Genomic DNA, 18,383 nt, shown 5'->3' with positions numbered 1-18,383 from the left:
CCACTTAAACCCTTGCGGGCTAATTATTACCGAATCTATGTCGATAAAACATGAATTCCATTTTAAGTATTATTGACTCTATCAATGATACTAAGTTCCAGATCCATTAAGCAAAAAAAGAGCCGTAATTGCTTACGGCTCTTAATTTAGTGACTTTTTTTACTAAAAATCAAACCGGGCTATCACCCTTTATAAATTTTCGGGTTAAACACGTCACGTAACCAGTCGCCTAATAGGTTAATAACGAGAACCAATGTTACCAAAAGCACACCTGGGAATGCTGTGATCCACCATGCTCCTGAGAAAATGTAGTTAAAACCAGTACTGATCAGGGCACCGAGTGACGGTTGGTCTACCGGAAGGCCTAAACCTAGGAAAGAAAGTGCCGCTTCTGACATGATGGCATTTGCCACCTGTACCGTAGAGATAACCAGAATCGGTGATAAACAGTTAGGCAGAATATGACGGAACATGATGCGAGGCGCTCTAAAGCCCATCACACGTGCCGCTTCTACGTACTCTTTCTTCTTCTCTGCCAATACCGATGCACGAATCGTACGAGCATACTGCGGCCATTCAGCAATACCGATGATCACCACGAGCATAACAACGGCATATTGCGCGTAGAAGTCACTACCGAAACTCGCCTTAAAGATGGCCGAGACAATGATCGCAACCATCATGGTTGAGAACGAAAGCTGAACATCGGCAAAACGCATCAGGAAGCTATCAATACGACCACCGAAGTAACCCGCAGACAGACCAATGATGATACCGAGAGTCAGCTGAAGACCTACCGCTAGGAAACCGATCGTCAATGACAGACGCGAGCCGTAAAGCATCGTAGATAAGATGTCGCGACCTTGCTCATCAGTACCCAGTAGGAAGCGTTCTTCGCCGTCTTCCATCCAAGATGGTGGCAATTCAGAGTCCATGATGTCGATAGACGTCACGTCATACGGGTCTGTTGGCGCTAGAATCGGTGCCGCTAATGCCATCACAAGGAAAGCTGCAAAGATAGCGAAGCTCACCATTGCCACTTTATCGCGTAAGAAGTAGTACAGAATGTCTGACTGCTTGAATCGCTCCCAACGAGATGGAGCTGTTGTTGTGTGTTCCATGCTTATGCTCCTTTCCCTGTAATGTTCACTGTTGGGTTAATGATGCCGTAAAGCAGGTCAACAATGGTGTTCGTTACTACGAAGATCAGGCCAACGAAAATAACGTATGCGGTAATCAGTGGAGTATCCACTCGGTTAATCGCTTCAAGGAATAGGAAGCCGGTACCCGGCCACTGGAATACAGTTTCAGTCAGAATGGTATATGCCACCATGGTACCGATTTGAACACCACCTACCGTTAGTACAGGTAGCATTGTGTTCTTCAAAGCGTGTTGGTAGTAAATCTTGTTCAGCGCTAGGCCTTTTGCTTTACCAAACTTGATATATTCAGAGCTAAGAACCTCTAGCATTTCAGAACGTACTAGACGAATGAATAGCGGCAGCATGATAGATGCTAGAGCAATACTCGGCAGCACTAAGTGCGCAAGGCCATCTATCGTTAAGAAGCCAGACTCCCAACCAAACCAGTTTGCGGTCTCACCACGTCCAAACGACGGCAGCCAACCTAATTCAATAGAGAATACATACATCAACATGATTGCGGTTAAGAAAACAGGCACAGAAATGCCGATACTACTGCCCGCCATCACCAGTTTAGTGAAGAAGCTTTTTGGGTGTATTGCAGAATAAACGCCAAGTGGAATCGACAGACAAACAATGATCAGAGAAGCGCCAAACACAAGTTCAAGCGTTGCGACTAGTTTATCTAAGATTACGTCCACAGCAGGGCGTTTAAAGAAATATGAAGTACCAAGATCACCTTGTAGAGCGGCGCCCACAAAGCGAGTGTATTTTGTAATGAAGGGATCATTTAAGCCGAGTTCATCACGCAGCGCTTGACGCTCCGATTCTGAAACAGATTGACCGACTAACTCACGCAACGGGTCGCCCAGGTTATCCTGAATGGCAAACGCCACCAAACTGATCACAAACATCACTATCAGTGCCTGAAACAGGCGCTTGACCAGAAACGTAACCATTCCTTGCCCCTTATCTATCCATGACTATCTAATCGAAATCCGCGACTAGATAACAAAATTCAGTCTTAAAAAAGGTATTTAGCCAGACTGAAGGAAGACCAAATACCGAAACTTAAATCTATTTCTTAATAATTTGAGAGCCTGAAAAACTTCAGGCTCTCGATTCTAGCAAGCTAGATTATTTTACAACTAGGTCGCCGAAGTAAGGCATAACCATTGGGTTTACTACGTCTGCTGCACCTACGTTAGACTTCGCGCCCCACGCTTCACTCTGCCAGTGTAGAGGTACAAATGCTGCGTCGTTGTACAGTGTTGCTTCAACGCCTTTCAGCATTTCAGCACGCTTAACTGGGTCAGTTTCAGTGTTAGAAGCTTCTACAATCGCATCCATTTCTGGGTTTGAGTAACCAGAACAGTTGTATTGACCACGGCCAGTCTCTTCGTTACGAGTCATAGTTAGGAACTCGTTAAAGTTAGCTGAATCTTCAGTATCTGAGTGCCAGCCGATCATCATCATGTCTGCTGAACATAGGTCAAACTCAGGCCAGTACTGTGCTTTAGGCATAGTCTTAAGATCAACTTTGATACCAATCTTAGACAGCATTGCCGCAGACGCTTGCGCTACTTTCGCATCGTTCACGTAACGGTTGTTTGGTGCCATCATAGTTAGCGTAAAGCCATCTTCGTAGCCCGCTTCTTTCATCAGCTCTTTCGCTTTTTTCAGATCGTAACGAGGAACTAGGTCTTCGTTGTGACCCGCGTAGCCTGTTGGGCTTTGCTGACCAGCAGCTGTTGCGAAGCCTTTCATGATCTTCTTAACGATACCTTCGTTGTTGATTGCGTGAACAATCGCCTGACGAACGCGAACATCTTTAAGTGCTTCGTTGCTGTTTTGGTTCATTTGGAACGTGATGATACGAGTACCAGGTAGCGTTACTAGATCGATGTTCTTAGCGTTTTTAACACGCTTGTGATCGTTTGGTGCTACTGGGTGAATCATATCAACGTCGCCAGAAAGAAGTGCTGCAACACGTGTCGCGTCTTCTTTGATTGGCACAAGTGTTAGCTTGTCTACGTTACCTTCAGTTTCTGTATCCCAGTAATCGTTGAAACGTTCGAACGTTACTTTAACGCCTTGCTCACGCTGCGTTACGATGAAAGGACCAGTACCTGAAACGTTAGTCGAAGCAAACGAGTTACCGTGCTTAACTAGCTCAGACTTGTCTTTACCTTCCGCTGTTTGGCCAGAGTAGAACTTGCTGTCCATTGGGAAGATGTAAGTTGCTGTTTGTAGTACTAGTGGGTAAGCCGCTTTTGATACTAGCTCAACTGTGTAGTCATCCACTTTTACCATTTTTTCGTATGGCGTGAAGATAGACTTAAAGTCTGGAGAAGCTTGTAGACGTTCAAAAGTCCACACAACATCATCAGCAGTCAGTTCGTTACCAGAGTGGAATTTCACACCTTTACGTAGGTTGAAACGGAAAGTCGTTTCATCAACACGCTCCCAGCTAGATGCTAGGCGGCCTTCAAAATCCATCTCTTTCGTGAAACGTACTAGAGGGTCAAACACCATGTGAGACATTTGCAGTGTGCCACCAGACAGCTGCTCGTGCGGGTCAAGTGATACAGGGTCAGCTGCGTAGCCAACGGTAATATCTGCTGCTGCTGCACTAAAGCTTAGGCCAGCTGCCATTAAAGCTACTGCTAATTTGCTTTTCATGGTTTTCATTGCATAACTCCTTCATGCGGGAATCCAGATCCCTAGTTGTTGTATTTGCGTCTGTTTATTGTTTTTAGCAAGCTAAACTCCAGCCTGCTGATTTTTATACCGCGGCTTGTGCCACTGCTTTTTCTTCTCTTAGACCTGTAAATTCAGGCATTAAAGAAATTAGGTGTTTGCTGTATTCATGCTGAGGCGATTGGAATAGCTGCTCGGTTGGCGCAACTTCCAATAGCTCTCCCATTTGCATCACACCAACACGATCACACATTTGGCGAATAACCGGTAAATCGTGACTGATGAACAGCATGGTTAGGTTTAGCTCGTCTTGTAAGTCTTTTAATAGGTTGAGGATCTGAGCCTGTACCGACACATCCAGTGCCGAGGTAGGTTCATCACAAATCAAAAGACGAGGACGAGTAGCCAAAGCGCGAGCGATAGATATACGCTGACGTTGACCACCTGAGAATTCGTGTGGGTACTTAACCCCGGCCATTACGCCCAAACCAACGTGCTCTAGCAGGTCGTTCACGATCTGACGAGTTTCATTCTCGTTACGCGTCAGTTTATGGAATCGGATAGGCTCAGCAATGATGTCGAATATCTTCATTCGAGGATTCATTGATGTGTATGGGTTTTGGAAAACCATCTGCATTTGGCGGCGCATTGGGCGACGCTCTTTTTCAGATTTAAGCCCAGTCAGGTCAACGCCTTCAAACGTTACCTTGCCTGAGTTGGGTGCGTACAAGCCAGCAATCACACGAGCAATCGTTGATTTACCTGAGCCTGACTCACCTACTAAGCCAAACGTCTCACCTTCATGCACTTCAAAGCTCACGTTGTTTGATGCTTGAACGTACTCACGACGACTCTCAAAGAAAGAATCTTTGGTGGTAAAGCGTAAGTGCACGTTTTCAACATTCAACAATGGGCCAGTGTAATCACGGTGATCTTGGCTTTGGCCTAACCAGTGGTTTTTCACATCTAGAGGCTCCATCTCGTGCGCTTCTTCGATGTAGCTCACAAGAGGGAAACGATCAAGTTTACGGTCTGAACGTGGAACCGCTGAGATAAGACTGTGTGTGTATGGGTGTTCAGGAGTACCAAGGACTTTCGCCGTCGGGCCAAACTCAACTAAGTCACCACGATACATAACGGCTACGCGGTCGGTAACGTTTGATACCACGCCCATGTCGTGCGTGACCAACATACAACCTACGTTTTTCTTAATACATAGATCGCGAATCAAACCTAAGATTTGATCTTGAATAGACACATCCAGTGCCGTCGTTGGTTCATCTGCGATGATAAGGTCAGGTTCACCAGCCAATGCGATCGCGATAACCACACGCTGACGCATACCGCCAGAGAACTGGTGTGGGTACTGCTTTAAACGGTTTTCAGGTTGTGGGATACCCACTTGGTTCATCAAGTCTAATGAACGCTGGTAGGCTTCTTGATCCGAAACCTTCATGTTGGCATGAATCGTCTCTTTTAACTGCTGTTCTACTGTGAATAGAGGGTTAAGAGAAGTCATTGGGTCTTGGAAGATAAAACCAATCTTTGAGCCGCGAACAGAACGCATCTGTTCAGGAGATAAGCCAGAGACTTTTTCGCCATCCAGAAATACCTCGCCGCTAGCAATGCGGCCGGGAGGGCTCAGCAAATCGATCACAGCATTACCTACTGTTGATTTACCTGCACCAGACTCGCCTACAACACCAACGATCTCACCACGTTCGATGTTGAACGAAAGCGATTTAACTGCGGCGTGAACTCCATGACGAGATGGGTATTCGATACGAAGATTTTTTACTTCTAAAAGTGACATTACCAGACCTCTACTGCTTTGGCAGCTTTCTGCCCTGTCTGCAAAATTGAATCCATTCTTACCAGAATATTGTTCTGATATTTTATACGGTTGACAATTTGGCAAATAATTCACAGAAAAGCAACAAAAATAGGATAAAAAGTCGACATTAAACGCTTAGCAAGCAAAAGTGCCACATAACTATTCACACAGAGAGCATATAGTAAGAAAAATCAACATTATATTACCGGCAAGAAATACTCACAAACTCCTTACCACTGCTTACTTGTAGAGTTAAACCTGTGCTTCAAAGCAGATCTCACTACCATTCAATAAAAACAAATAATTATTCCAAAAAACAATTAACACTATAGAAACAAACGCTAACTTTGTTAATTTAAACAAATAAAACAACTAGATAAACGCCAAGTAACCATACATTTAACCGTTTGTATTTTTTTGATAAATACAAACCAGAGAAACGAAAGGCTTAATAAATCTGAGGAGTTTTGAACGACCAAATGCGTAGAAAGCTGTCAAATACATGGGTTAGTGAGCAGATTAAGGGCCAAATTCAACTTTTCACAAAAATCTCTAGACCAGACCTATTAATTTGTCGAATTATTGAGTGGTTATTTTATATAAAATTAGATATAGATCTTTCCGTTTGATAAATGAACTACCTCCATACAGACGTAATAATCGAGGAGATCGAAGGTGGGATTCTTGCTTCTAAAAGGAGTTTATTAAAGAGGAGCGAGTCGAACTGGACCAATTCAACACTGTGGGAAGCAATAATTGAAGAATACTGACACGACATATGCAACAAAGCCCGTCATTTCTGATGATGCTTCTTAAGTGAGCGGTGAAGAGACATTCTTTGAACATCAGGCGAACCCATTTGGGTTCCTATCTAGTGATCTACAGATGAAAAAAAAGCTCATCATTTCTGATGAGCTTTCTTAAGGTGGTCGGTGAAGAGGGATTCGAACCCCCGACCCTCTGGTCCCAAACCAGATGCGCTACCAAGCTGCGCTATTCACCGAGACATTTCGTTTGATTTCTCAAACTGGGAACTTCAAAGAAGTTACCAAAATTAATGGGGTGGCTAACGAGATTCGAACTCGCGACCACCGGAATCACAATCCAGGGCTCTACCAACTGAGCTATAGCCACCACTAATTTTTTATATAACCGCTTAAAAGCGATTATTGAAATAGTGGTCGGTGAAGAGGGATTCGAACCCCCGACCCTCTGGTCCCAAACCAGATGCGCTACCAAGCTGCGCTATTCACCGACTAATTTTGTATCGATTCTTGGGATAGTGAATCAACACAGGAAGCCGAAGCTACCGATATTTTATAAAGAAAGAATGGGGTGGCTAACGAGATTCGAACTCGCGACCACCGGAATCACAATCCAGGGCTCTACCAACTGAGCTATAGCCACCATTATTTCTTTTGTGCCAATTTCTCACTTACCGAAGTAAGAGACCGGATGGCGCGCCTGAAAGGATTCGAACCTTCGGCCTTTGGCTCCGGAGGCCAACGCTCTATCCAGCTGAGCTACAGGCGCATGCCCTGTCGGCGGAGTGGAATAATACGTATATCACCCAATGCCGTCTAGTACTTTTTTAACTTTTTTTTCTGTTTGGTCTCTTTTTCGACAGTTAATATGTGATAAACCCCTTATTTGAGTACTACAACCCGCCACAGCTTATAAGTTGTTGTTTATTGCAACAACTTATCGGGATATAATCACCCATTATTTACATTGGTTTAACAGTTGCTCTTTGCTGGTTAAAGCCAAAACACCCTTCCAACACTATAAATTGGTAAGCATGTACTTACCTTGGGAATGTAAAGTGAGTTTAATGGATATGTCTCGTCGAATTTTAAGCGTTGTCATCGCAGTTTTAACCTTTTCAACTGGCGCAATGGCTGCAGGCCTTAGCGAAGCGGAGCAAGATGCAATTGCTGAACGCATCAAACCAGTTGGCCAAGTTTACCTAGTCGGCAGCGAGCCAGTAGCCGCAGAACCAACAGGCCCTCGTGATGGCGCAGCAGTTTACGGTACCTTTTGTATCGCTTGTCACGCATCTGGCGTAAGTGGCGCACCTAAAACAGGTGATGCTGGAGATTGGGGCCCTCGTATTGCTCAAGGTCGCGACATCCTAGCTGACCACGCAATCAACGGTTTCAATGCGATGCCAGCGAAAGGTTCATGTATGGACTGTTCAGACGATGAAATCAAAGATGCTATCGAGCACATGATTGCCGGTCTGTAATTTACCGATCTGTAATTAAAAATGCCAGATTCAAAAAAGGTGACCTCATGGTCACCTTTTTTATTGGCTTCTAATATAGTGCTATTAAAGCTGAGCTTTATTTCTTGTTGAACATCGCACGAATATTCGCAATGTGTGCCTGCCCTTTTTCCATTCTTTCTTCAGCGGATTGAGGCTTCTTAACGCTTTCCCACTCAACGTCCTCATGCGGCAACTCGTCTAGAAAGCGACTTTGTGTTGGCTTAATCAATTCACCATATTGACGACGTTCACGACACTTAGTAAAGGTCAGCTCTTTCTGAGCTCGAGTAATCCCTACATACATAAGACGACGTTCTTCTTCTACGTTACCTTCATCGACACTGGTTTGGTGCGGCAAGATGCCCTCTTCTGCACCCATAAGAAATACATACGGGAACTCTAGGCCTTTCGATGCGTGCAATGTCATTAATTGAACTTGGTCTGCGTCATCGTCATCTTCACCACGCTCCATCATGTCGCGCAGCGTTAAACGTTGAACCACCTCGCGTAGGGTTTTCTCTTCTTTGTCGTAGTTGTCACCCTCAAGATCGGCCACAATCCAACTATAGAGATCAGAGACGTTCTTCATTCGCATTTCAGCGGCTTTCGGGCTCGCTGAGGTTTCGTACAACCAATCTTCGTAGTTGATGTCACGAACCAAAGAGCGAACGGCTTCAACCGTATTACCACGCTCAGCATTATCTGAGATACGAACAATCCAGTCACCGAAACGGCGCAGGTTTTCTAGACCACGTCCCGTCAGGGTCTGCTCCAAGCCCATCTCAAAGCTGGCTTCAAAGAGGCTCTTACCACGCATGTTGGCATAGCTGCCTAATTTCTCAAGCGTCACCGGACCAATCTCACGACGCGGTGTGTTTACAATACGTAGGAAGGCGTTGTCATCATCTGGGTTCACCAACACACGCAGGTACGCCATGATGTCTTTAATTTCTGCTCTGGCGAAGAAAGAAGTACCGCCAGAGATCTTGTAAGGCACACGGTTCTGCATCAAGGCTTTTTCAATCAAGCGCGATTGGTGGTTACCACGGTAAAGCACTGCGTAATCTTTATATTCAGTACGATTCAAAAACTTATGAGCGATGATCTCACCGGTAATACGCTCGGCCTCATGCTCTTCATTCTTGGCATTCAGTACCTTGAGCTTTTCACCGTCTGGGATCTCTGAGAACAGTGACTTTTCATAAACGTGTGGGTTGTTGGCGATCAAGATGTTCGCTGCACGTAAGATTCGACTGGTTGAACGATAGTTTTGCTCGAGTTTGATCAAGCGAAGATTCGGATAATCCTCACCCAGCAACACCAAGTTTTGCGGTTTTGCACCACGCCATGAATAGATAGATTGGTCATCGTCACCTACTACCGTCAAGCGACCACGCTCTCCCACCAGTAAACGAACCAACTCATATTGGCTGGTGTTGGTATCTTGGTATTCATCGACCAGTAAATAGCGGATACGCGATTGCCAGCGCTCACGCACCTCTTGATTGGTTTTCAGTAACAATACAGGCATCGCAATCAGATCATCAAAATCGAGTGCGTTGTATGCCTTCATCTGTTTCTGGTACATCTCAAAACAGAATGCAAACAACTGCTCTTGTTCGCCTTGAGCACGAGCTTTCGCCTGATCTGGCGTCAGCATGTCATTTTTCCAATTCGAAATGGTGCTCATTAAAGCGCGCAGCAAATCCTTATCACCATCGATCTGTCTCTCTGTTAACTCTTTTAACAGAGCTAGTTGGTCTTGGTCATCAAACAGAGAGAAACCCGCTTTCAAACCCAGCGCTTTATATTCACGACGAATGATGGTTAAACCCATGGTATGAAAGGTCGAAACAATCAGCCCTTTCGATTCGCCCTTACCCAGAGTTTGCCCAACACGCTCTTTCATCTCACGTGCCGCTTTATTGGTAAAGGTTACCGCTGCAATATTGCGCGCCTTATAGCCACACTCTTGAACCAAGTAAGCGATCTTATTCGTGATAACACGTGTTTTACCGGATCCAGCACCCGCTAATACTAAGCAGGGGCCCGAAACATATTTCACGGCTTCATCTTGTCTTGGGTTCAGTTTCATTTGATTCTCAGTTTGGTCTAGAGGGGCGAATTCAATTGCGCGCCTATAATAATGCTGCAACAGCACGAATGCTACGTTCTCTTATACAAGATTTTTACGCTGATTATGTAAAACTTTGTTGCACATGTGTGTGGTTATTAGGCTATAATGAATGAACGTTCATTCATTGGTGGTTGAAATATGACAACTCATGCACCTCGGGATAAACGCCAGCAAATACTTTCTGCAGCTGAAAAGCTAATTGCAGAGGTCGGTTTCCAAGGCCTTTCAATGCAAAAATTAGCCAAAGAAGCGGGAGTGGCTGCAGGCACTATCTATCGCTACTTCGATGATAAAGAGCATTTGATAGAAGATGTTCGAATGCTCGTGACTCAAAGAGTAGCTGATGCTGTTCAAGAAGGGGTTAATGATTCGGATCCAATTAAACAACGCTACCGTACTATGTGGTTGAACATATGGAACTTAGCAGGAACGAATTTAGCCGCAATAAAAAATCGGGTTCAGTATGACTCTCTACCCATCACAAATAGCCTAAACTTCAGGGAACTAGAACGTAAAATGTTTGCCCAAGTTGAGCTGCTATTTAATGAGGGGAAAGAACAAGGATTGTTTAAACCACTTAACAATGAAGTATTAGGTGGATTGAGCTTGGCGGCTAGTGTTTCTCTAGCACGCAAGCATTCTTTAGGATTTTACCAACTTGATGAGGCAGAACTAGAATCTGCAATCGAAGCCAGTTGGGACGCAATAATTAAACACTAGATCGGAGTTTTGACCATAATGAAAAAGTGGACTTTCTTCATGTTACTCATCGCTGTACTACTTTTCGGCAGCGTTATTGGGTTTAACATGTTCAAACAACAAAAAATTGCTGAGTATATGGCCAACCGCCCTGAACCAGAGTTTCCAGTAACGGTAACTGAAGTTCAGCCGATCGACTGGGTTCCAGTGATTGAAGCTATCGGCTTCATCGAACCTAACCAAGGTGTGACACTAGCGAACGAAACCAGCGGTGTTATTGACCAGATCTCTTTCGAGTCCGGTACTGATGTTAAGAATGGTCAGCAACTGGTGCGTCTTGATTCTGACGTAGAGAAAGCAAACCTAAAGAGTTCTGAAGCTCGTTTGCCTGCTGCGAAAGCAAAATACAAACGTTACCAAGGTCTATTCAAGAAAGGTTCTATCTCTAAAGAAGCGTACGATGAAGCAGAAGCGAACTACTTCTCTCTATCTGCTGACATTGAAAGCCTAAAAGCATCGATCGAGCGTCGTGAAATTCGCGCACCTTTTGATGGCAAGGTTGGTATTCGTAACGTATACCTAGGTCAATACCTACAATCGGGTACCGATATCGTTCGTTTAGAAGACACCAGTGTCATGCGCCTGCGCTTCACAGTTTCTCAAACAGATATCTCTCGCATTAATGTTGGCCAGGCTATCGACATCTTTGTTGATGCTTACCCAGAAAAACCGTTTGAAGGCTCTATCAGTGCTATTGAACCTGCAGTAAGCATCCAAAGTGGTCTTATCCAAGTTCAAGCGGATATTCCAAACAATGATGGCAAGCTTCGTAGTGGCATGTTCGCTCGCGCTAACATCATTCTGCCTAAACTAGAGAACCAAGTAACCCTGCCGCAAACGGCGATTACTTTCACTCTATACGGTGACAATGTTTACATCCTGACTGAAGAAGACGGCGTTCAGCGTGTTGCTCAACACGTCGTGAAAGTTGGTGAACGCACAGCAGATATCGCGCACATCCTTGAAGGCGTTAAAGCTGGCGATACGGTTGTAACTTCTGGCCAAGTACGTCTAAGTAACGGCGCCAAAGTTAAGGTTGTTGAAAGTGATGCAATCACTCCACCATCTGAAACACCTAAGCTGTAACTGGAGGCACAATGCGCTTTACTGATGTTTTTATTAAACGTCCAGTTCTAGCGGTATCCATCAGCTTTTTGATTGCGCTGCTTGGCTTACAAGCAATCTTCAAAATGCAGGTGCGTGAATACCCTGAAATGACGAATACCGTTGTAACCGTAACCACGAGTTACTACGGTGCAAGTGCCGATCTTATCCAAGGCTTTATCACCCAGCCCCTCGAACAGGCTGTGGCGCAAGCGGATAACATCGACTATATGACTTCCTCTTCTGTACTCGGTAGCTCGACGATTACGGTGAACATGAAGTTGAACACCGACCCGAATGCAGCGCTGTCTGACATACTGGCCAAGACAAACTCGGTACGTTCTCAGCTTCCTAAAGAAGCCGAAGATCCAACCGTGACTATGTCGACCGGTTCAACAACAGCGGTACTCTACATTGGTTTTACTAGTGATGAGTTGGTGTCGAGCCAAATTACCGATTATCTAGAGCGTGTAATTAACCCGCAGCTATTTACGGTAAACGGTGTATCGAAAGTTGACCTATATGGTGGTATGAAATACGCACTACGCGTATGGCTAGATCCGTCAAAAATGGCTGCAGTTAATCTAACTGCTAGCGATGTGATGACGGTATTGAATGCCAACAACTACCAATCGGCTACAGGTCAAGCAACCGGCGAATTTGTTCTTTATAACGGCAGTGCCGACACGCAAGTATCGAACACTGAAGAATTAGAGAACTTAGTCGTTAGAAGTGGTGAAGGTGAGATTATTCGTCTGTCTGACATCGCTAAGGTTTCTCTAGAGAAAAGCCACGACGTTTACCGTGCAAGTGCAAACGGTCAGGAAGCGGTTGTTGCTGCGATTAATGCGGCACCAAGTGCCAACCCAATCAACATCGCTGCAGATGTACTTGAGCTTCTCCCTCAACTAGAGAAGAACCTACCAAGCAACATCTCTATGAACGTAATGTACGATTCAACCATTGCAATTAACGAGTCAATTCAAGAGGTTATCAAGACAATCCTTGAAGCTGCATTAATCGTATTGATCGTAATTACCTTGTTCTTAGGTTCATTCCGAGCGGTACTGATTCCTATCGTTACTATCCCACTGTCTTTGATTGGTGTGGCAATGGTAATGCAGGCAATGGGTTTCTCTTGGAACCTGATGACACTACTGGCAATGGTACTCGCCATCGGCTTGGTGGTAGATGATGCTATCGTAGTACTTGAGAACGTCGACCGGCACATCAAGCTCGGGGAGTCCCCTTTCCGTGCGGCGATTATCGGTACCCGTGAAATTGCGGTACCTGTTATCGCAATGACACTAACGCTAGGTGCGGTATATGCTCCAATCGCAATGATGGGTGGTATCACAGGCTCGCTATTTAAAGAGTTTGCGTTAACCCTAGCTGGTTCGGTTTTCGTGTCAGGTATTGTGGCACTTACGCTATCGCCAATGATGTGTTCAAAAATGCTGAAAGCTCACGCTGAGCCAAGCAAGTTTGAACAGAAAGTTCATGGCGTACTGGATGGTATGACTAACCGTTACGAGCGTATGCTTGGCGCGGTAATGCAGCATCGTCCAGTATTCATTGGCTTTGCTATCATCGTATTTGCAAGTTTGCCAATGTTATTCAAGTTCATCCCTAGTGAGTTAGCACCTTCAGAAGATAAGGGTGTAATCATGCTAATGGGTACAGCACCTTCGAATGCGAACTTAGACTTCATGCAAAATACCATGAACGACGTAAACACAATTCTGTCTGACCAGCCAGAAGTAGCGTACGCGCAGGTGTTTACTGGTGTTCCTAATGCAAACCAAGCGTTTGGTATTGCATCTATGGTTCCATGGAGTGAGCGTGAAGCAAGCCAATCAGAAGTAGCAAACCGCGTTGGTGGTTTAGTGAAAGATGTTCCTGGAATGGCAGTAACAGCGTTCCAAATGCCAGAACTACCAGGTGCAGGTTCAGGCCTTCCAATTCAGTTTGTCATTACAACGCCAAACAGTTTTGAAAGCTTGTTCCAAATCACCACTGACATTCTGGCTGATGTATCTTCAAATCCACTGTTTGTATATTCAGATCTCGACCTGAACTACGACTCAGCAACCATGAAGATCAACATCGACAAGGATAAAGCGGGCGCATACGGTGTGACCATGCAAGATATCGGTATCACGCTAGGTACCATGATGTCAGACGGCTACGTCAACCGTATTGACTTAAATGGACGTTCTTACGAGGTAATTCCTCAGGTTGAACGTAAATTCCGTTTGAACCCAGAGTCAATGAACAACTACTACGTTCGAGCAGCTGATGGTAACGCCGTTCCACTAGGCAGTTTGATTACGATTGATGTTGTGGCAGAACCTCGTTCTCTTCCTCACTTCAACCAATTGAACTCAGCGACGATTGGTGCGGTACCTGCACCAGGTGCGGCAATGGGTGATGCAATTGCTTGGTTTGAAGATACGGCAGCAAATAAACTACCAAGTGGCTACAACCACGATTACATGGGTGAAGCGCGCCAATACGTAACTGAAGGTAGCGCACTTTACGCGACCTTTGGTCTAGCACTAGCTATCATCTTCTTGGTACTTGCGATTCAATTCGAATCTCTTAAGGATCCATTGGTTATCATGGTATCTGTACCACTGGCGATCTGTGGTGCTCTAATAGCTCTAGCTTGGGGTGCGGCAACGATGAACATCTACTCGCAGGTAGGTTTGATCACCTTGGTTGGTCTGATTACCAAACACGGTATCTTGATCTGTGAAGTTGCAAAAGAAGAGCAGCTACATCATCACAAGACTCGTATCGAAGCGGTAATGGAAGCGGCGAAGGTTCGTCTTCGTCCAATCCTGATGACAACGGCGGCGATGATCGCGGGTCTAATCCCACTGATGTACGCAAGTGGTGCGGGTGCAGCTCAGCGCTTTAGTATTGGTATCGTAATCGTTGCAGGTCTAGCGATTGGTACTATCTTCACGCTATTTGTACTGCCAGTGATTTACAGCTACTTGGCTGAAAAACACAAACCTCTACCTGTATTTGTTGAAGACAAAGATCTAGAAAAGCTAGCCCGCGTCGATGAAGCAAAAGCAGCACACAGAGAATTAGCTGATAATAAGTAATCGCTAAGTCGTATTAACAATAAAAAGGCTACTTCGGTGGCCTTTTTTTATACGCCATAGGCGACATCTCAAGTGTGATTAAATAGAATAGTGGTAAATATTCAGGAGTTTTAATTGATATGTTTGATCCAAAAAAACTAGAGCAGATTGCTAAGCAGATCCACGATTCTATGCCTCAACCAGTAAAAGAGCTTGGTTCAGACGTAGATCAAAAAGTTCGCCAGGTTATCCAAGGCCAACTAAACAAGCTAGACGTTGTGAGCCGTGAAGAGTTTGATGTTCAAACACAAGTACTGCTGCGCACTCGCCAGAAGCTAACTGAAATGGAACAAAAGCTAGCGGACTTAGAAGCAAAGATTGCCGATAAGTAAGCGTAAAGCAAGAAAACTGAAAGGGTTGGTGTGAAAGCACCAACCCTTTTGTATTTCTGAGGATCAATCAAGAACTGCAAGTCGACGAAGACCTATCAAGCAATGTTCACTCAATTGATTTATAAGGCTTTGTTCCTAAAAGCAAAAAGGCTTGGTCAACGGCGACCAAGCCTTTCTATTAGATGTTGTGTTGCTTATTTATAACTCCAATCAGTAAGGAGCTAGTGATACTGCTTCGCTTTTTCTGCAAATTTGTCAGTATCTAAGAGACTCATTAACCGCCTACAGCGATACGCTTCATGTCGCTCATGTAGCTACGTAGCTCTTCACCAATGTACTCTACAGGGTGGTTACGGATAGCTTCGTTTACTTCAATTAGCTTAGCGTTATCAACTTGGTTAGATGTTTCACCTAGACCACGACCGATTACGTCTGTTGCTACTGAAGGCATGAACTTCTCACGTAGTAGCGGTGTTGCTACGTTAGCGAATAGGTAGTTACCGTACTCAGCAGTATCAGAGATTACTACGTTCATTTCGTAAAGACGCTTACGAGCAACTGTGTTTGCAATTAGTGGAAGCTCATGTAGAGATTCGTAGTAAGCAGACTCGTCGATGATGCCTGATGCCGTCATAGCTTCGAATGCTAGCTCAACACCGGCACGAACCATAGCAACCATTAGGATACCGTTGTCGAAGTACTCTTGCTCTGAGATTTCTACGTCAGAAGCTGGGTAGTTTTCGAATGCCGTTTCGCCTGTCTCTTCACGCCAGCCTAGTAGGTTCACGTCATCGTTCGCCCAGTCAGCCATCATTGTGCTAGAGAAGTGACCAGAGATGATGTCATCCATGTGCTTGTTGTAAAGCGGACGCATTAGGTCTTTAAGTTCTTCAGAAAGCTCAAACGCTTTAACTTTAGCTGGGTTAGATAGGCGATCCATCATGTGAGTTACGCCACCAAACTTAAGTGCTTCAGTGATCGTTTCCCAACCGTATTGTAGAAGCTTACCTGCGTAGCCAGGTTCGATACCGTCAGCAATCATCTTCTCGTAAGATACGATAGAACCCGCTTGTAGCATGCCACAAAGGATTGTTTGCTCACCCATAAGGTCAGATTTAACTTCCGCTACGAAAGAAGACTCTAGGCAACCAGCACGGTGACCACCAGTACCTGCAGCCCAAGCTTTAGCGATATCCCAACCTTCGCCGTTAGGGTCGTTTTCTGGGTGAACAGCGATAAGTGTTGGTACACCGAAGCCACGCTTGTACTCTTCGCGAACTTCAGAACCTGGACACTTAGGTGCAACCATTACTACAGTAAGGTCAGCACGTAATTGCATGCCTTCTTCAACAACGTTGAAACCATGAGAGTAACCAAGAGCAGCACCTTCTTTCATTAGAGGCATTACTGTCTCAACAACATTAGTGTGTTGCTTATCAGGAGTAAGGTTAATAACTAAGTCTGCCTGAGGGATTAGCGTTTCGTAGCTACCAACTACAAAGCCGTTTTCGTCAGCATTCTTGAATGATTGACGCTTCTCATCAATTGCAGCTTGGCGTAGAGCGTAAGATACGTCTAGACCGGAATCACGCATGTTTAGACCTTGGTTTAGGCCTTGAGCACCACAACCAACAATGACGATCTTTTTACCTTCAAGGTATTCAGCTTCAGTCGTAAATTCTTCACGATCCATGAAACGGCAGCGACCTAATTGGTCTAGTTGCTCACGAAGGTTTAATGTATTGAAATAGTTAGCCATTGTAGGGCACTCCTTTAAAAATAAGTCCGTAAGGTCGATATCTCTCTATCGAATGACTTCATACTAAAACAGACATCCCGTTGCTGAAAGTGATATATTCACAATTAGTTATTGCAATAAATGCAACATGGAAACGATCACAGAACATGAACATAAAATCTCTACAATTATTTATACATTTATGTGATAGCAAGAGTTTCAGCAAAACAGCTGCTGCTATGCACGTCAGTCCTTCTGCTCTTAGTCGTCAGATACAAAAGCTTGAGGAAGAAACAGGGCAAGAACTGCTTATCAGGGATAATCGAAGTGTTGATCTCACTCCGGCAGGTAAACACCTATTACCTGTGGCATTGAGCATCGTTGGCGAGTGGCAGCAATATAATCTTCACCTAAAAGGCGGAGAACAGGAGCTCAAGGGTGAGATCCGTATTTTCTGTTCCGTAACAGCAAGCTACAGTCACCTTCCTGAACTCATTACCGAGTTCAGGGCTATTCATCCGTATATTGAGTTTAAGCTCTCTACCGGTGATCCAGCGCAGTCCATTGACAAGATACTGAATGATGAAGCTGATATTGCTATTTCAGCTAAACCAGACATTTTACCTTCAAGATTAGAGTTCGAAACCATTAGCGATATACCACTGTCAGTGATCATCCCATCCGGTGTCAGTAGCTTTAGTCAGCAACTGCAATCCGAAAGGCCAAATTGGAATGAAGTGCCTTTTATCATTCCCGAAGCAGGCACTGCCCGTGAACGTGCGAATGCATGGTTCAAAAAAATGAAGATTAAGCCCAGCATTTACGCTCAGGTATCTGGACATGAGGCGATTGTAAGTATGGTTGCACTGGGCTGTGGAGTGGGTATTGCTCCTGATGTCGTCATTAACAACAGTCCTGTGAGAGACAAGGTCGATCGCTTAAAAATAGAACCGATCAAATCCTTTGAATTAGGTGTCTGCTGTAAACGATCTCAACTTGAGAACCCATTGATTAGAGCTTTCTGGCAGGTAGCCGAAGGAAAATATCTCCCTGACTAGTTAACTTTAGATATGCTGGTTAAGAGAATAGTAGAGAGAGCACGTTAGTGCTCTTTTTTGTTTTTCTAAATAGCAGATATGAAAAAGCCCGCTGATTTCTCAGCGGGCTTTTCAATGGTGGTGGAGGGATAGGGATTTGAACCCTAGAACCGCTATTA

12 protein-coding genes and 5 tRNA genes are annotated in these 18,383 nt (G+C 44.8%); 6 read left to right on the top strand and 11 right to left on the bottom strand.

Features of this window, described 5'->3' with window-relative positions:
* Nucleotides 1-182: 182 nt before the first annotated feature.
* The 9 genes from MSG38_RS20990 to MSG38_RS20950 all read right to left on the bottom strand — a co-directional run bounded on the left by MSG38_RS20990 (nt 183) and on the right by MSG38_RS20950 (nt 7,209).
* Nucleotides 183-1,121 carry an ABC transporter permease gene (locus tag MSG38_RS20990; RefSeq protein ID WP_048607511.1) on the bottom strand — a complete coding sequence of 313 codons (939 nt, stop codon included), beginning with the start codon at nt 1,119-1,121 and terminating at the stop codon, nt 183-185.
* Nucleotides 1,122-1,123: 2 nt separating this feature from the next.
* Nucleotides 1,124-2,101, bottom strand: a complete 978-nt coding sequence (locus tag MSG38_RS20985) for an ABC transporter permease (RefSeq protein WP_008218600.1) — start codon at nt 2,099-2,101, stop codon at nt 1,124-1,126.
* A 178-nt stretch (nt 2,102-2,279) separates the two neighbouring features.
* Nucleotides 2,280-3,833 carry an ABC transporter substrate-binding protein gene (locus MSG38_RS20980; RefSeq protein WP_050633914.1) on the bottom strand — a complete coding sequence of 518 codons (1,554 nt, stop codon included), beginning with the start codon at nt 3,831-3,833 and terminating at the stop codon, nt 2,280-2,282.
* Between the two features lie 94 nt (nt 3,834-3,927).
* Nucleotides 3,928-5,655 (bottom strand): ABC transporter ATP-binding protein, encoded by a 1,728-nt coding sequence (locus tag MSG38_RS20975; protein WP_019826573.1) that lies wholly within the window; start codon nt 5,653-5,655, stop codon nt 3,928-3,930.
* Nucleotides 5,656-6,602: 947 nt separating this feature from the next.
* A tRNA-Pro gene (locus tag MSG38_RS20970) sits at nt 6,603-6,679 on the bottom strand.
* A 55-nt stretch (nt 6,680-6,734) separates the two neighbouring features.
* A tRNA-His gene (locus MSG38_RS20965) sits at nt 6,735-6,810 on the bottom strand.
* A 44-nt stretch (nt 6,811-6,854) separates the two neighbouring features.
* Nucleotides 6,855-6,931, bottom strand: a tRNA-Pro gene (locus MSG38_RS20960).
* Between the two features lie 76 nt (nt 6,932-7,007).
* Nucleotides 7,008-7,083, bottom strand: a tRNA-His gene (locus tag MSG38_RS20955).
* A 49-nt stretch (nt 7,084-7,132) separates the two neighbouring features.
* A tRNA-Arg gene (locus MSG38_RS20950) sits at nt 7,133-7,209 on the bottom strand.
* A gap of 298 nt (nt 7,210-7,507) precedes the next feature.
* Here MSG38_RS20950 and MSG38_RS20945 point away from each other — a divergent pair.
* Nucleotides 7,508-7,921 (top strand): cytochrome c5 family protein, encoded by a 414-nt coding sequence (locus MSG38_RS20945; RefSeq protein WP_017069626.1) that lies wholly within the window; start codon nt 7,508-7,510, stop codon nt 7,919-7,921.
* A gap of 97 nt (nt 7,922-8,018) precedes the next feature.
* Here MSG38_RS20945 and rep read toward each other — a convergent pair whose 3' ends face one another.
* Nucleotides 8,019-10,037, bottom strand: coding sequence for a DNA helicase Rep (rep, locus tag MSG38_RS20940; protein WP_050644457.1), 2,019 nt, complete (start codon nt 10,035-10,037; stop codon nt 8,019-8,021).
* Between the two features lie 180 nt (nt 10,038-10,217).
* Between rep and MSG38_RS20935 the strand changes: the two genes are divergently transcribed.
* The 4 genes from MSG38_RS20935 (at nt 10,218) to MSG38_RS20920 (ending at nt 15,429) form a co-directional block, all read left to right on the top strand.
* A complete protein-coding gene (locus MSG38_RS20935; protein ID WP_017629442.1) occupies nt 10,218-10,799 on the top strand; it encodes a TetR/AcrR family transcriptional regulator in 582 nt (193 codons plus the stop codon).
* 18 nt (nt 10,800-10,817) lie between these two features.
* A complete protein-coding gene (locus MSG38_RS20930; RefSeq protein ID WP_019820916.1) occupies nt 10,818-11,924 on the top strand; it encodes an efflux RND transporter periplasmic adaptor subunit in 1,107 nt (368 codons plus the stop codon).
* An 11-nt stretch (nt 11,925-11,935) separates the two neighbouring features.
* The gene (locus tag MSG38_RS20925; protein ID WP_060983267.1) at nt 11,936-15,058 is read left to right on the top strand and encodes a multidrug efflux RND transporter permease subunit; all 3,123 of its coding nucleotides are present in this window, start codon (nt 11,936-11,938) and stop codon (nt 15,056-15,058) included.
* 119 nt (nt 15,059-15,177) lie between these two features.
* Complete coding sequence (locus MSG38_RS20920) at nt 15,178-15,429, top strand: accessory factor UbiK family protein (protein WP_009848085.1); 252 nt, start codon at nt 15,178-15,180, stop codon at nt 15,427-15,429.
* Nucleotides 15,430-15,703: 274 nt separating this feature from the next.
* Here MSG38_RS20920 and ilvC read toward each other — a convergent pair whose 3' ends face one another.
* Entirely contained in the window at nt 15,704-17,188 is a 1,485-nt protein-coding gene (gene ilvC / locus MSG38_RS20915; protein WP_248402522.1) for a ketol-acid reductoisomerase, read from the bottom strand.
* A gap of 146 nt (nt 17,189-17,334) precedes the next feature.
* Here ilvC and ilvY point away from each other — a divergent pair, with 146 nt between their 5' ends.
* On the top strand, nt 17,335-18,225 hold the full coding sequence (ilvY, locus tag MSG38_RS20910; protein ID WP_248402521.1) for an HTH-type transcriptional activator IlvY: 891 nt from the start codon (nt 17,335-17,337) through the stop codon (nt 18,223-18,225).
* Nucleotides 18,226-18,383 lie beyond the last annotated feature (158 nt).

Source organism: Vibrio sp. 1CM24A (assembly GCF_023161725.1).
GTDB classification, from domain to species: domain Bacteria; phylum Pseudomonadota; class Gammaproteobacteria; order Enterobacterales; family Vibrionaceae; genus Vibrio; species Vibrio coralliirubri.
Note: the sequence above shows the minus strand (reverse complement) of the source record. Positions and strands in the feature narration are given on the sequence as shown.

Coding starts and splice junctions, on each gene's coding strand:
- MSG38_RS20990 (WP_048607511.1), bottom strand. CDS start 1,121: ATGGAACACACAACAACAGCTCCATCTCGTTGGGAGCGATTCAAGCAG.
- MSG38_RS20985 (WP_008218600.1), bottom strand. CDS start 2,101: ATGGTTACGTTTCTGGTCAAGCGCCTGTTTCAGGCACTGATAGTGATG.
- MSG38_RS20980 (WP_050633914.1), bottom strand. CDS start 3,833: ATGAAAACCATGAAAAGCAAATTAGCAGTAGCTTTAATGGCAGCTGGC.
- MSG38_RS20975 (WP_019826573.1), bottom strand. CDS start 5,655: ATGTCACTTTTAGAAGTAAAAAATCTTCGTATCGAATACCCATCTCGT.
- MSG38_RS20945 (WP_017069626.1), top strand. CDS start 7,508: ATGGATATGTCTCGTCGAATTTTAAGCGTTGTCATCGCAGTTTTAACC.
- rep (WP_050644457.1), bottom strand. CDS start 10,037: ATGAAACTGAACCCAAGACAAGATGAAGCCGTGAAATATGTTTCGGGC.
- MSG38_RS20935 (WP_017629442.1), top strand. CDS start 10,218: ATGACAACTCATGCACCTCGGGATAAACGCCAGCAAATACTTTCTGCA.
- MSG38_RS20930 (WP_019820916.1), top strand. CDS start 10,818: ATGAAAAAGTGGACTTTCTTCATGTTACTCATCGCTGTACTACTTTTC.
- MSG38_RS20925 (WP_060983267.1), top strand. CDS start 11,936: ATGCGCTTTACTGATGTTTTTATTAAACGTCCAGTTCTAGCGGTATCC.
- MSG38_RS20920 (WP_009848085.1), top strand. CDS start 15,178: ATGTTTGATCCAAAAAAACTAGAGCAGATTGCTAAGCAGATCCACGAT.
- ilvC (WP_248402522.1), bottom strand. CDS start 17,188: ATGGCTAACTATTTCAATACATTAAACCTTCGTGAGCAACTAGACCAA.
- ilvY (WP_248402521.1), top strand. CDS start 17,335: ATGAACATAAAATCTCTACAATTATTTATACATTTATGTGATAGCAAG.